The 13,120-nt window shown below is 74.2% G+C and carries 12 protein-coding genes and 1 riboswitch; of the genes, 7 read left to right on the top strand and 5 right to left on the bottom strand.

What is annotated here, in order from left to right; all coding sequences use genetic code 11:
* Positions 1–30: 30 nt before the first annotated feature.
* The 5 genes from A4A78_RS11845 to A4A78_RS11825 all read left to right on the top strand — a co-directional run bounded on the left by A4A78_RS11845 (position 31) and on the right by A4A78_RS11825 (position 5,882).
* The gene (locus A4A78_RS11845; protein WP_062949444.1) at positions 31–2,055 is read left to right on the top strand and encodes a M13 family metallopeptidase; all 2,025 of its coding nucleotides are present in this window, start codon (positions 31–33) and stop codon (positions 2,053–2,055) included.
* Positions 2,052–2,618 (top strand): hypothetical protein, encoded by a 567-nt coding sequence (locus A4A78_RS11840; RefSeq protein ID WP_062949442.1) that lies wholly within the window; start codon positions 2,052–2,054, stop codon positions 2,616–2,618. The genes A4A78_RS11845 and A4A78_RS11840 overlap by 4 nt, the downstream gene beginning before the upstream one ends.
* A 31-nt stretch (positions 2,619–2,649) precedes the next feature.
* Positions 2,650–2,755: riboswitch (TPP riboswitch) on the top strand.
* Between the two features lie 47 nt (positions 2,756–2,802).
* Positions 2,803–3,384, top strand: coding sequence for an ECF transporter S component (locus A4A78_RS11835; RefSeq protein WP_053918875.1), 582 nt, complete (start codon positions 2,803–2,805; stop codon positions 3,382–3,384).
* A 26-nt stretch (positions 3,385–3,410) separates the two neighbouring features.
* Complete coding sequence (locus tag A4A78_RS11830) at positions 3,411–5,468, top strand: ATP-binding cassette domain-containing protein (protein WP_062949440.1); 2,058 nt, start codon at positions 3,411–3,413, stop codon at positions 5,466–5,468.
* 12 nt (positions 5,469–5,480) lie between these two features.
* Positions 5,481–5,882, top strand: a complete 402-nt coding sequence (locus A4A78_RS11825; RefSeq protein ID WP_062949438.1) for an ankyrin repeat domain-containing protein — start codon at positions 5,481–5,483, stop codon at positions 5,880–5,882.
* 16 nt (positions 5,883–5,898) lie between these two features.
* Here A4A78_RS11825 and A4A78_RS11820 read toward each other — a convergent pair whose 3' ends face one another.
* The 4 genes from A4A78_RS11820 to A4A78_RS11805 all read right to left on the bottom strand — a co-directional run bounded on the left by A4A78_RS11820 (position 5,899) and on the right by A4A78_RS11805 (position 8,607).
* Positions 5,899–6,375, bottom strand: coding sequence for a GNAT family N-acetyltransferase (locus A4A78_RS11820; protein WP_231881027.1), 477 nt, complete (start codon positions 6,373–6,375; stop codon positions 5,899–5,901).
* 29 nt (positions 6,376–6,404) lie between these two features.
* A complete protein-coding gene (locus tag A4A78_RS11815; protein WP_062949434.1) occupies positions 6,405–7,436 on the bottom strand; it encodes an Fpg/Nei family DNA glycosylase in 1,032 nt (343 codons plus the stop codon).
* Positions 7,436–7,924 carry a ribose-5-phosphate isomerase gene (locus tag A4A78_RS11810; protein WP_053918880.1) on the bottom strand — a complete coding sequence of 163 codons (489 nt, stop codon included), beginning with the start codon at positions 7,922–7,924 and terminating at the stop codon, positions 7,436–7,438. Before A4A78_RS11810 ends, A4A78_RS11815 begins: the two co-directional genes overlap by 1 nt.
* Before the next feature lie 62 nt (positions 7,925–7,986).
* On the bottom strand, positions 7,987–8,607 hold the full coding sequence (locus tag A4A78_RS11805) for a hypothetical protein (protein ID WP_062949432.1): 621 nt from the start codon (positions 8,605–8,607) through the stop codon (positions 7,987–7,989).
* A 127-nt stretch (positions 8,608–8,734) separates the two neighbouring features.
* Here A4A78_RS11805 and A4A78_RS11800 point away from each other — a divergent pair, with 127 nt between their 5' ends.
* On the top strand, positions 8,735–10,501 hold the full coding sequence (locus A4A78_RS11800; protein WP_062949430.1) for an ABC transporter ATP-binding protein: 1,767 nt from the start codon (positions 8,735–8,737) through the stop codon (positions 10,499–10,501).
* Positions 10,498–12,363, top strand: a complete 1,866-nt coding sequence (locus A4A78_RS11795; RefSeq protein ID WP_231881026.1) for an ABC transporter ATP-binding protein — start codon at positions 10,498–10,500, stop codon at positions 12,361–12,363. Before A4A78_RS11800 ends, A4A78_RS11795 begins: the two co-directional genes overlap by 4 nt.
* A 19-nt stretch (positions 12,364–12,382) precedes the next feature.
* On the opposite strand, the gene A4A78_RS11790 is transcribed toward A4A78_RS11795, so the two are convergent.
* On the bottom strand, positions 12,383–13,078 hold the full coding sequence (locus A4A78_RS11790) for a response regulator transcription factor (RefSeq protein ID WP_062949426.1): 696 nt from the start codon (positions 13,076–13,078) through the stop codon (positions 12,383–12,385).
* Between the last annotated feature and the right edge of the window lie 42 nt (positions 13,079–13,120).

Here is a 13,120-nt window from a genome sequence, read left to right as displayed (position 1 = left end):
CGACCGACCCCACCACCCCCGCAGGAGCCGATGATGACCGCTGCCCTCCCCTCCGGACTCGACCTCGAGCAGGTCGACGCCGCCGCCCGCCCCCAGGACGACCTCTTCGGCCACGTCAACGGCCGCTGGCTCGCCGAGCACGTGATGCCCGCCGACCGGTCCAGCGACGGCGCCTTCCACGCGCTGCGCGACCTGTCCGAGGAGCGGGTGCGGGAGATCGTCGAGGAGGCGGCCGACGACGTCGCGCGCACCGCGGACGAGGCGGGGAGCCTGCCGGTCCCGACCACCGACCACGCCCGGATCGGCACGCTGTACCGCATGTTCATGGACACCGAGGCGATCGAGGCCGCGGGCCTGTCCGGCCTCGCCGACCTGCTCGACGAGATCGGGGCGACCCGGGACCTCGAGGGCCTCGTGCGCCGGATGGCGGCGCCCGACTCGGGGGCCTCGGCGGTGCTCGCCTACGTGTGGACCGACGACCACGACTCCTCCCAGTACCAGGTCAAGATCCATCAGGGAGGCCTCGGCCTGCCCGACGAGTCCTACTACCGCGAGGAGCACCACGCCGAGACCCGCGAGGCCTATGCCGCGCACCTGGCGAACCTCGCCCGCCTCGCCGAGCTGCCCGGCCGTGCGGGGCTCGCCGCCGGCGGCCCCGAGGAGCTCGCCCGCGCCGTGCTCGACTTCGAGACCCGCCTCGCCGCCTGCCACGTCGACGTGGTCCGCCTGCGCGACCGGGAGAAGTCCGACAACCCCATGGACGCCGCGCAGCGCCGCGAGCTCGCCCCCGCCTTCCCCTGGGACGCGTACATCGAGGGCACCGGCGCGCCGGCCGCGGCCTTCGACGTGGTCTCCGTCGGCCAGCCCGAGTTCGTCTCCGCCGCCGCGGAGCTGCTGGCCGGGGAGGACCTCGCCGTGCTGCGCACGTGGCTCGCGATGCACACCGTCTCCTCCTACGCCCCCTATCTCCCCGCCGCGCTGGTCGAGGAGGACTTCGACTTCTCCGGCCGCGTCCTGTCCGGTGCGGAGGAGCTGAAGGAGCGGTGGAAGCGGGGCGTGGCCCTGGTCGAGGGCGCGGTCGGCTTCGCCGTCGGCCGCGAGTACGTCGCCCGCCACTTCCCCGCCGCCCACAAGGAGCGCATGACCGCGCTGGTCGACGCCCTGATGGACGCCTACCGCGACTCGATCAGCTCGTTGGACTGGATGACCCCGGCCACCCGCGAGAAGGCGCTCGCGAAGCTCGAGAGGTTCACCCCGAAGATCGGGTATCCCTCGACGTGGCGCGACTACGACGGCCTCGAGCTCGTCCCCGGCGACCTCGTCGCGACCGTCCGCGCCTCCCGCCGCTTCGAGGCGGACTTCGAGTTCTCGAAGGTCGGCGGGCCGATGGACGAGACCGAGTGGCACATGACCCCGCAGACGGTCAACGCCTACTACAACCCCGGCCGGAACGAGATCGTCTTCCCCGCCGCGATCCTCGAGCCCCCGTTCTTCGACGCGGAAGCCGACGACGCCGTGAACTTCGGCGGGATCGGCGCGGTGATCGGCCACGAGGTCGGCCACGGCTTCGACGACCAGGGCTCGAAGTACGACGGGGACGGCAACCTCGTCTCCTGGTGGACGGCGGAGGACCGCGAGGCCTTCGACGCCCGCGCCGCCCGTCTCATCGCGCAGTACTCGGAGCTCTCCCCGCGCGAGCTCGACGACTCCCACCGAGTCAACGGCGCCCTCACCATCGGCGAGAACATCGGCGACCTCGGCGGGCTCTCCATCGCAGTCAAGGCCTATCTCGCCAGCCGCTCCGAGGAGGAGGCCGCGGCCGAGCTCGACGGGCTCACCGGCCTGCAGCGCGTGTTCTGGTCCTGGGCGACCGTGTGGCGGGGCCGGAACCGGCCCCAGGAGGCGATCCGCCGCCTGGCCGTGGACCCGCATGCGCCGATGGAGTTCCGCTGCAACACGGTCGCCGGGCACATCGACGAGTTCCACGAGGCCTTCGACGTGCGCGAGGGCGACGGCATGTACCGCGCCCCCGAGGAGCGGGTGAGCATCTGGTGAGGCCCGATCCGCCCTTCCACGTCGGGCGGACGGTGCCCTCGTCCGTGGGCTGGACCCGCGTCGTCGTCACCGTGGTGGCGGGCCTGATCGTGTCGGGCCTGCTGCTGCAGCGCGGCTCGGCGCCGGGCGCGATCGCGGTGCTCGCCGCCTTCGCGCTGCTGGCGCTGTGGACGTGGATGGGCCAGGCCACCCGCTTCGTGGTCGACGGGAACGGGGTCACCGTGAGCCTCGGAGGCTTCCTCCCCCGCCGGGTCTGGCCGATCGAGGACTTCCGCACCGTGCAGCTGCGCGATATCCCCACCGGCACCGTGGGCGTCGCCCTCGGCGGCTACGGCTGGCGGCGCGGGAGGGCGATGACCCCGAAGCCCGAGGAGCTCACCCCCGTCGGCCGGCGGAAGATCTTCACCCTCGCCGAACAGCAGCGTCCCTACCGGATGCTGGTCACCCGGCCGGGCACGAGCGTGGAGATCATCGGGACGAAGGACACCTGCTACATCCTCTCCCCCGTCGACCCCGAGGCGGCCGCCGATGCGATCGACCAGGCCATCCGTGCCCGCCGCTGAGCGTGCTCCTGGGCTAGACTGTCTGCTCGTCATCCACTGACAGGGGAGCACCGTCCGGTGCTGAGAGTGCGCCGACGGCGCAGACCCTCGAACCTGATCCGGCTCGCACCGGCGTAGGGAGTCGGGATTTCCGTGGAGCACCGCCGGTGCTCCGCGCCCCTTCCAGGACCTGGGAGGAGACGTGATGACCCGTTATCGCACCGTCGATCTGCTGGTGACCGTGCTGATCGGGGCGGCCTTCGGGGTCGCCTTCCTCGGCTACGGCCAGCTCTACACCCTGATCGGCCCGCTGACCGCGGCGTTCAAGCCGGCCGAGGGGCTGCTGGCGGGGATCTGGTTCCTGCCGGCCGTGCTCGCCGCGCTGCTGGTGCGCAAGCCCGGCGCCGCCCTGCTCGCGGAGATGGTCGCCGCCGTGCTCTCGATGCTGCTGGGCAGTCAGTGGGGCTGGGGCACCGCCGTGTCCGGTCTCATGCAGGGCGGTGGGGTCGAGCTCGCCTTCCTGCTCACCCGCTACCGGCGCTTCACCCTGCCCGTGGCGGTGCTCGGCGGCGTGCTCTCTGCCTTGCTCGAATGGGGATGGGAGAAGGTCGCCTACTACCAGGAAATGAGCTGGGCCTTCTCCGGCACGATGCTCGCCTTCTTCCTGCTCTCGGGGGCGCTGCTGTGCGGGGTGCTGGGCTGGGCGGCGAGCCGGGCGCTGATCGCGACCGGCGCGGTGGACTCCCTGGCCTCCGGCCGGGAGGCGGCCCGCGCGGTGGAGGCCTGAGCACCGGGACCGTCCCGGCGGCGTCCGTGCACGTCGACGGGCTGCGCTGGCGGCCGCTCAGCCGGCGCGAGCCGACCATCGAGGGGCTCGACCTCGAGATCCCGCCCGGGCAGCGAGTGCTGCTGGCCGGGGCGAGCGGCAGTGGGAAGTCGACCGTGCTGCGGGCGCTGGCCGGGCTGCTGGACCCCGAGGACGGGGACGGCGAGGGGCTCGTCCCCGCGCCCAGCCGGCCCGGGGAGCGGGGCCTGCTGCTGCAGAACCCGGTGCACGCTCTGGTCGGCGCGACCGTCGCCCGCGACGCCGCCTTCGGACCGGAGAACGCGGGACTGCCCCGGCCGGAGCTCACCGAGCGCGCCGCCCGGGCGCTCGAGGCGGCGCGCGTCGACCTCGACCCTGAGCGGGCGCCGCTGGACGCCTCGGGCGGCCAGCAGCAGCGGATCGCGCTGGCCGGCGCACTGGCCCTGCGCCCCGACCTGCTGCTCCTGGACGAGCCGACCTCCATGCTCGATGCCCCGACGGCCGAGCAGGTGCGAGAGGCGATCCTGACGGTCGCGGGCGGCCGCACCCTCGTCGTCGCCGAGCACCGGTTCGGGCCCTGGCTGCCGCACGTGGACCGGCTGATCGTGCTCGGCCCTCGCGCCCGGGTGCTCGCCGACGGAGCACCGGGCGAGCTGCTCTCCCGGCAGCGGGAGGTGCTGGTCGCAGCGGGGGTGCTCGAGGACGGGACGGCCGGCGAGGAGGCGCGCGGCTCGGCCGAACCCGGCGAGACCGTCGCCGCGCTGCGCGGCGTCACCGTGCCCGCCCGGGGGCTCACCGCGCCGCAGGACCTCGCGCTGCGCTCCGGGCGGCTGACCGCGCTGACCGGCCCGTCCGGTGCGGGCAAGACCTCCCTGCTGCGCGTCCTCGTCGGCGCGACGGAGCCGGGCGCGGGCGCCGTGTCCCGCCCCGAGCCCTCCCAAATCGCCCTCGTCCCCCAGGACCCCGAGCACTCCTTCGTCGCGACGACCGTGCGGGAGGAGGTCCTCGCCTCCCCCTGGGCCACGGACGAGGCCCTCGCGGACGAGCTTCTTCAGCGGGCGGGCCTCGCCCCGCTCGCCGGCGCCCACCCCCACCGCCTCTCCGGCGGCGAACAGCGCCGTCTCGCGATCGTCGCGGCCCTCGCCCAGCGCCCCGGCCTGCTCGTGCTCGACGAGCCGACCGTGGGCCTGGACGCCCGGCGGCGCCGCGAGGTGCTGGAGCTGCTGCGCGAGGCGAGGGCCCGCGGCACGGCGGTGCTCGTCGCGAGCCACGACGAGCTCCTCGTCGACGCGGCCGACGCGCGCCACGACCTGCCCTCCCCGGCGCCGGGCGCGGTGCCCACGCCCTCGCCCCGCCGGGTCCCGGCCGACGCGCTGAACCCGCTGACGCTGAGCCTGATCGGGATCCTCGCCGCGATCGGCTCCTTCGCCGTGCAGAGCTGGCAGGGCGGGCTGCTCGCCCTCGCCCCGACCGTGCTGCTCGCCCCGCTGGCGGTGCGGAGCCTGCGCGGCGCGGCCCTGCGCCTGCTCCCGATCCTGCTCTCTGCGGCGGGGCTCGCCTGGACCACGGCGCTGCTGGGCGAGGCGCCGGCGCTGTCCGGAGAGGCATGGCTCGTCGGCCTGAAGGAGGCCGCGCGGATCACCGCCTTCGTCGCCCCCGGGGTGCTGGCCCTCGCCTCCGTGCGCCCCACCCCGCTCGGGGACGCGCTCGGCCAGCGCCTGCACCTGCCTGGACGGCCCGTCGCCGCCTCCGTGATCGCGCTGGTGCGGGTGGGGCATCTGGGCCGGCAGTGGGCGGCGATCCTCGAGGCCCGCACTCGCCGCGGTCTCGGCGGTCCCCGCTCCCCCCGGGTGCTCGCGGGTGCCACCCTCGCCCTGCTCGTGGACACGCTGCGCGGCGCCGAGCAGCAGGCCCTGGCGATGGACTCCCGCGGCTTCGCGACCGCGACGCACCGCACCTGGGCGGCGCCGAGCCCCGTCGGACCCGCGGACCTGCTGGGGGTCGTGATCGCGGCGGGACTGCTGGTGTGGCCGCTGATCGCCGAGCTGCTCGTCGGCCCCGCGTAATACGCTGGGGCGATGACCGACGACTCCCTGGATCCCGAGCTCATCGAGCTCGCCAACACCCTGCTCGACGCCGCCCGGAAGGGCGACGCCGAGACCGTGCGCGCTTTCCTCGACAACGGCGCGCCGGCGAACCTGCGCGACGCCTCCGGGAACTCCCCGCTCATGCTCGCCGCTTATCACGGGCACGCCGCGCTGGTGAGCGAGCTCGCCGCCCGCGGCGCCGACGTGGACCTGCTCAACGACCGCGGCCAGTCCCCGCTCGCGGGCGCCGCCTTCAAGGGCTTCACCGAGGTGGCGAGGGCGCTGCTCGAGGCCGGGGCGGACCCGGACCTCGGCGAGCCGAGCGGCCTGGCGACGGCGCGCTACTTCGAGCGGGCCGAGATCGTGGAGCTGATCGAGGCGCGTCGGGCCTGAGCCGACTGGGCCGGGCTCAGGCGCTCGCGGGGCGCAGCACCATCGCGACGTGCTCGATCCCTGCCTCGAGGAACACGTCGCTCACCGTCTCGAAGCCCATCGAGGCGTACCACGTTTCGAGATACGCCTGGGCGTCGAGGTGCACCTCGGCGCTCGGGGCGAGCTCCCGGGCCCGCTCGAGCGCCGCGACCATGAGGCGCCTGCCGTGGCCGCCGCGACGACGGTCCGCACGCACCGCGACCCGGCCGATGCGGAGCGTGCCGTCCGTCTCCCGCAGCAGGCGCAGGTGGGCGATCGGCGCGCCCTCCTCCTCGAGCCACAGCAGCTCCGTGGTCGGCTCGAGCTCGCGCCCGTCGAGGTCCGCGTCGGTCGCGCCCTGCTCCATGGTGAACACGTCCTGGCGGAGCGTCGCCAGGAGGTAGAGCGTGCGGGCGGAGAGGTCGTCGAGGACGGCGCGGTGCAGGACGGGCGGGGCGGCGGGCTGGTCGGGCATGGGCGTCAGGGTACGGCCGTCGGCACCGATCACCGCGCGAGCGCCCAGGGTGCGGCGGGGTGCTCGCGGGTCCAGCCCGCGCGGCGGCTGCGGACCCGCTGGCAGCGCGGGCACCAGAACACCGTGCGTGCGGCGATCTCGCCCGAGCGGATCGTCGTCCCGCACAGCCGGCAGGGCAGGGTCTGGCGGTGGTAGACGTAGAAGGACTCCTCGCGGGGCACCACGTCCGGGTCCTCGTCCCCGTTCTGGCGGGTGCCGCGGGAGCGCTCGACGATCCGCGCCTCGATCTGCCGGTGCTCGGGCTGGGTGGTGACGATCCGTCCCGTCCGCGCGCCGTAGGCCATCAGCGCGACCAGGTCCTCCCACATCCCCTCGCACATCCCGGCGGTGAGATCGCGGCCGGGCACGAAGGGATCCAGCCTCGCCCGGAACAGCAGCTCGGCGCGGTAGATGTTCCCGATCCCGGCGACGACCTTCTGGTCCATCAGGAGCGCGCCGATCGTGGTGCGGGAGCGCCGGATCCCCTCGACGAAGCGGCGCCGCGCGGAGCCGTCGGGGTCCGGGCGCAGCGGGTCCGGGCCGAGCCGGTCCAGCACCCGCTGCCGGCCCTCGGCGTCCAGCACCTCGCAGGCGGTGGGGCCGGTGAGGTCGGCGAGGCCGCGGGGGCCGGCGATCCGCAGCCGCACCGTCTCGCGCGGCACGATCCGCCGCCAGTCGACGGTGCCCTCGCTCTCCTCCTCGCGCTCGCCGACGCGCAGGCGCGGGGCGCCGATCGCGTGGGCGCCTGCGAAGCCGGGGTCGCCCGCGAAGGTCCAGGACCCGTACAGGCCCAGGTGCACGTGGACGTGCCGCACCGACGGATCCGCCGGGTCGACGTCGGCCGTTGGGGCGAACGGCAGGAAGAGGTGCTTGCCCACCGCCTCGGCGCCGAGCAGCACCTGGCCGTCGAGCCGAGCGGCGTCGGAGAAGCGTCCCTGGGGGCTGGAGGTGCGCACCCGCTGCCCGCCGAAGCCGCGCGCGAAGGCGGCGGCGAGCCGGTGGACGGTATGGCCCTCCGGCATCAGCGCGCGTCGGCGCCGGCGCCCTGGTCCTCGCTGTAGCCGCCGGTGGTCTCGTAGCGGGCGACCAGGTCGATGCGGCGCTGGTGGCGCTCCTCGCCGGAGAACGGCTCGGCCAGGAACAGGTCGATCAGCGCCTCGAGCTCCTCCTCGGAGTGCTGGCGCGCGCCGACGGAGATCACGTTCGCGTCGTTGTGCTCGCGGGCCAGGCGCGCGGTCTCCTCGTTCCACACCAGCGCGGCGCGGACCCCGGCGACCTTGTTCGCGGCGATCTGCTCGCCGTTGCCGGAGCCGCCGATGACGATGCCGAGCGAGCCGGGCTGCGCGACGACGGCCTCGCCCACGTCGGTACAGAAGGGCGGGTAGTCGTCCAGGGCGTCGTACTCGTGGGCGCCGTGGTCGGTGACCTCGTGACCCTTCTTCTCCAGCTGGGTCACCAGGCGGTTCTTCAGCTCGAAGCCGGCGTGGTCGGTGCCGATGTGCACGCGCATGTCGTGGCTGTCTTCCTGTCGTGGGGTAGGGGTGGGAGACCCGTCAGGGACGGGCGGGGCGGTCAGCTGAAGTCGACGCCGCCGGAGCGGGAGCGCTTGAGCTCGTAGAAGCCGTCGATCGAGGCGAGCGTCGCGAGCGCGTCCAGCAGCTTCCCGGCCTCCTCGCCCTTCGGGGCCGGGGAGACGACAGGGCCGAAGTAGGCGGTGCCCTCGCCGAAGGAGATCACCGGGGTGCCCACCTCGTCGCCGACGCGGGAGGTGGCGCCCTCGTGCGAGGCGCGCAGCGCCGTGTCGATCTCGTCGCCGGCGACCGGCTCGTAGGCCTCGATCAGCTCGGCCGGCAGATCCGCATCGGCGAGCGCGGCGACCGCGGTGGCGCGACGGTCCTCGTTCTGACCGCCGACGTGATAGCGCTCGCCCCAGGCGGTGTACCAGCGGGAGAAGGCCTCGTTCCCCTCGGCCTCGCGGATCGCGATCGCCAGCCGGCCCGGGCCCCAGGAGTCATCGAGCATGGCGCGATAGCCGGGATCGAGCTCGCGACCCTCGTTGAGGACGGACAGCGACATCACCGAATAGACCGGCTCGATCTCGCGCACCTCGGCGGCGTGCAGCAGCCAGCGGCTGGTCATCCAGGCGAAGGGGCAGACGGGGTCGACGAACAGCTCCACGCGACGGGCGCTCATGGACTCTCCTCGGATCGGGGGTGGTGAGCCCCCATTGTCGCACCGGCGCGCCCGCCGTGCGTCGACCGGCTCACGGGCGGGGGAAAACACCTTGCCCCGCAGGGTCCGGACGGGTTGGATCGGACAAGTGCTCGACTCCTCCCCTGCCGCGGCCGCGGCGACCTCCTGCCCGGCGCGCCCCGTCCCCGGCGTGCTGCGCTCCATCGTGCGCACCCACCGTCGCACCCTCGCGCTCATCCTGCCGCTGGCGACCGTGTCCGAGGGCGTCGAGATGCTCATGCCGATCGTGCTGGGCCTCCTCATCGACCACGGCATCCTCGCCGGCGATCTGCGGCTGACGGTGCTGGGCGCGGCGGGACTGATCCTGCTGCGCGTGTTGGGCGTGCTGCTGTGGGTGTGGACCTTCCTGCTCTCGCAGAAGGCGGTCATGTACGAGCGGCACCGGCTGCGGGTGGGCCTGACCGGTGCGGTGCTCGACCCGCGCTCGCGCACGGTGCGCCGCCCCGCCGGCGAGGTTCTCTCGATCGCCACCTCGGATGCGGACAAGGCGTCCGACGTGATGGACATGATCCCGTGGGTGGTCCCCTCGACCCTCGCGGTGCTGGGGGCGACCGCCTATCTCGCCGTGATGGACCTGTGGCTGGGGCTCGCGATGGGGCTGGGCATCGTGGTGATGGTGGTGGTGATCCGCGTGATCACCCCGACCCTGTCCGCCCGCTACGACGACCAGCAGTCCCAGGCCGCGGAGGCCGCGGCGACCGCGACCGACCTCGTGCACGGGCTGCGGGTGCTGCAGGGCCTGGGCGTGCAGAGCCGGGCACGGGCGACCTACCGCCGCCGCTCCCGCACCGCGCTGGACGCGGCGCTGGTCAACGCCCGCTACTCGGGCCTCTCCTCGGGGCTCACGACCCTGGTGACCGGGACGATGCTCGCGGCGGTCGCGGTCGTAGCCTCGCTGCGCACCCTCGACGGCGCGCTGACCCTCGGCGTGCTGATCGCCGTGGTGGGCCTGGCCCGCTACGTGATGGGGATGCTGCAGGGCCTCTCCGGCGCCCCGGTGTGGTGGGCCGGTATGTCCACCTCGGCGCGTCGCGTGCGGGACCTGTACACGGACCTCGGCCGCACGGTCGACGATCCGGAGCTGACCCTGGACGTGCTCACCACGCAGCGCGACGAGCGCGGCGGTCGCGGGACGGGCCGACGCGGCGCCGCCGGCGGCCTCCACCTGCCGCTGCTGTCCGTCGCCGACGGCGAGGTGGTGGCGCTGGCCTGCGCGGATCCGGCCGACGCCGCGGACGTGATCGACGCGGTCAGCGGCCGCGTCGACGGCGGCGCCCGCGTGGGCGAGGTGGCGATCACGCCCGAGGACCGGCTGGGCCTGCGGGCGGACCTGCTCGTCGAGCCGCACGTCGTGGACCTCTTCGACGGCACCCTGCGCGAGCAGCTCGCGACCCGTGCCCCCGAGCAGGGCCCCTCGCCGGAGACCGGCGACGACGGCTGGGCCGACGCGGCGCTGCACGCCGCCGGCGCCGAGGACCTGCTGCGGATCCTGCCCGAGGGCTACGACACCCGCATCCTGGACCGCGGCGCGAACCTCTCCGGCGGGCAGCGGCAGCGGATCGCGCTCGCCCGCGCCGTCGCCGCGGACGCGCCGGTGCTCGTGCTGCACGACCCGACCACCGCTGTCGACGCCGTCACCGAGCAGAACATCGCCGAGGCGCTGGTCGCCGCACGGCACCGCACCGACCGGGCGACCCTGCTGGTCACCCGCGCCCCGGCGCTGTTGCAGGCGGCGGACCGCGTGGTCTTCGTCCGCGACGGGCGGATCACCGCCGAGGGCGAGCACACCGATCTGATGGGACACGAGCAGTACCGGGAGGTGGTGCGGCGATGAGCGCATCGCAGGGATCCCAGGGGACCCGCATGCCGGGCCTGGACTGGGATCGACCGCTCGAGGAGGTCCTCGGCGAGGACGCGACCGCGCGCCGTCAGCTGGCCGAGCACGCGCAGCTGCTGCCCATCGCGGGCCCCGGCGCCTCGATGCGCTTCATGCTCGCGCGGCTGCGGGAGCACTGGCTCTCGGCCACGGCCACGCTGCTGATCACCGTCGGCGGCGCGGTCGCCGCCGCGATCCTCCCCCGTCTGATCGGCTCCGCCGTGGACGTGGTCGCCGCCGGCGGCTCGAGCGCCGAGGTGTGGTCGTTGGGGCTGCGGATCCTCGGGGTCGGGGTGCTCCAGGCGGTGCTGATGGCGGCGGGGTGGTCGATGATCTCCGCGCTCGGCCAGCGGATCCTCGCCGGGATGCGCGAGGACGTGATCGACCGTGCCCTGGACCTGCCCGCGCAGACCATGGAGCGCACCGGCATCGGCGACGCCCTCTCCCGCGTCGCCGACGACGTGGACGTCGCCGCCCGGGCGGTGAACAACCTCGTCCCGAACCTCATCCAGCTCGGATTCCTGGTGCTGATCACCCTGGGCGGCATGGCGATGCTCTCACCGTGGCTGCTGCTCATGGTCGTGATCATCGTGCCGATGTACGTGCTGGCCGCGACCTGGTACCTGCGCCGCACCGGCCCGATCTACCGCCGCGAGCGGATCGCGATGGGCGCCCGCGCCCAGGGCCTGCTCTCCGCCATCCACGGCATCCCCACCGTGCACGCCTACGGCATCGAGCGGCGCGAGACCCGCCACGTGGCCGTGCTCTCGGAGACCGCCGCGCTGCTGAACATGCGCGTGATGCACCTGGTGAGCCGGCTGGTGCTGGGCCTGAACGTGCCCGAGAACCTGGCGCTGGCGATGGTGATCGGGGTCGGCTTCGTGCTGGTGCAGACCGGTGCGGCGCCCGTCGGCCTGGTCACCGCGGCGGCGGTGTACCTGGTGACCCTGTTCTGGCCGATGATGGCGGTGATCTTCAACCTCGACGAGGTCCAGTCGGCGCTGGCGAGCCTGGCGAGGATGGTCGGGGTGATCACCTCGATCGACCCCGCGGTCTCCCCCGGCACCGAGGTGCCCCGCGACGCCTCGATCCGCCTCGAGCAGGTCTCCCACGCCTACGGCGAGGACGAGGACGGGAACGAGCGGATCGTGCTGCGGCCGCTGGACCTCGAGATCGCGCCCGGGGAGACGGTCTCGCTGGTGGGCGCCTCCGGCGCGGGCAAGTCGACCCTCGCCGCGATCATGGCGGGCACGCTCGTCCCGCGCCACGGCCGGGTGCTGCACGGCGGTGCGGATCTCGCGAGCGCGGACCTCGAGGCCGTCCGACGCCACGCCTCGATCGTCTCCCAGGACGTGCACGTCTTCCGCGGTTCGCTGCGGGAGGACCTGCAGCTGGCCGCCCCCGACGCCTCCGACGAGCTGCTGCGCGTGGCGCTGGCCAGGGTGGAGGCGCTCGCCTGGGTGGACCGTCTGCCGCGGGGCCTGGACACCGAGGTGGGCGAGAAGGGCGAGCGGCTCACCGCCGAGCAGTCCCAGCAGCTGGCCCTCGCCCGCGTCTCGCTGCAGGATCCGGCAGTGCTGATCCTCGACGAGGCCACGGCCGACGAGGGTTCCTCCGGGGCGCGCGTGCTCGAGCGGGCCGCGCTCGAGGTCGCCCGCGGCCGCACCACGATCATCGTCGCCCACCGCCTCTCGCAGGCGCGGGTCGCCGACCGGATCCTGGTGATGGCCGACGGCGCGGTCGTCGAGCAGGGCACCCACGACGAGCTCGTCGCCCGCGGCGGGGACTACGCCCGGCTGTGGGAGGCCTGGGCCGGCTGAGCCCGGGCCCGCGCGGGGGTCACTCCCCCCGTCGCACCAGCCCGGACTCGTAGGCGGCGACCACGAGCTGAGCACGGTCGCGCAGGGCGAGCTTGCCGAGTATCCGCGAGACGTGCGACTTGACCGTCTGCTCCGCCATCACCAGCTCGGCGGCGATCTCCCGGTTCGACAGCCCCCGCGCGACCGCTCGGAGCACGTCCAGCTCGCGCTCGGTGAGCACCGACATGCTCAGGTCGGCACCCGCCGCCCGCTCGGGACGCGCCACGAAGTCAGCGATGAGGGCCCTGGTGACCCGGGGAGCGAGCAGCGACTCCCCGTCGGCGACCACACGCACGGCCTGGACCAGCTCCTCGGGTGTGGAATCCTTGAGCAGGAACCCGCTCGCTCCGGCCCGGAGCGCCGAGAACACGTACTCCTCCGCATCGAAGGTGGTGAGCATGATGATCTTCGGCTGCGTCCCCGGCATCGCGAGCACCGCTCGGGTCGCCTCGAGCCCTCCGACCTGCGGCATCCGGATGTCCATCAGCACCACGTCCGGACGAGTCGTCCGGACCGTCTCGGTGAGGCCCGCCCCGTTGGCCGCCGTCCCCACCACCTCGATCCCCTCCTGGGCGTCCAGGAGCGCCGCGAACCCACCTCGGATCATCGACTGGTCGTCGACGACCAGCACCCGGATGGGGTCCTGCGCGGCGGGGTCCACGGGGGCACGGTCCATAAGGCCACGGTATTCCCTCCGGAGGACGGCTCCCCTCCCCAG

The organism is Brachybacterium sp. sponge, assembly GCF_001613775.1.
GTDB classification, from domain to species: Bacteria; Actinomycetota; Actinomycetes; order Actinomycetales; family Dermabacteraceae; genus Brachybacterium; species Brachybacterium conglomeratum.
This window is presented reverse-complemented; position numbering and strand designations above follow the sequence as displayed.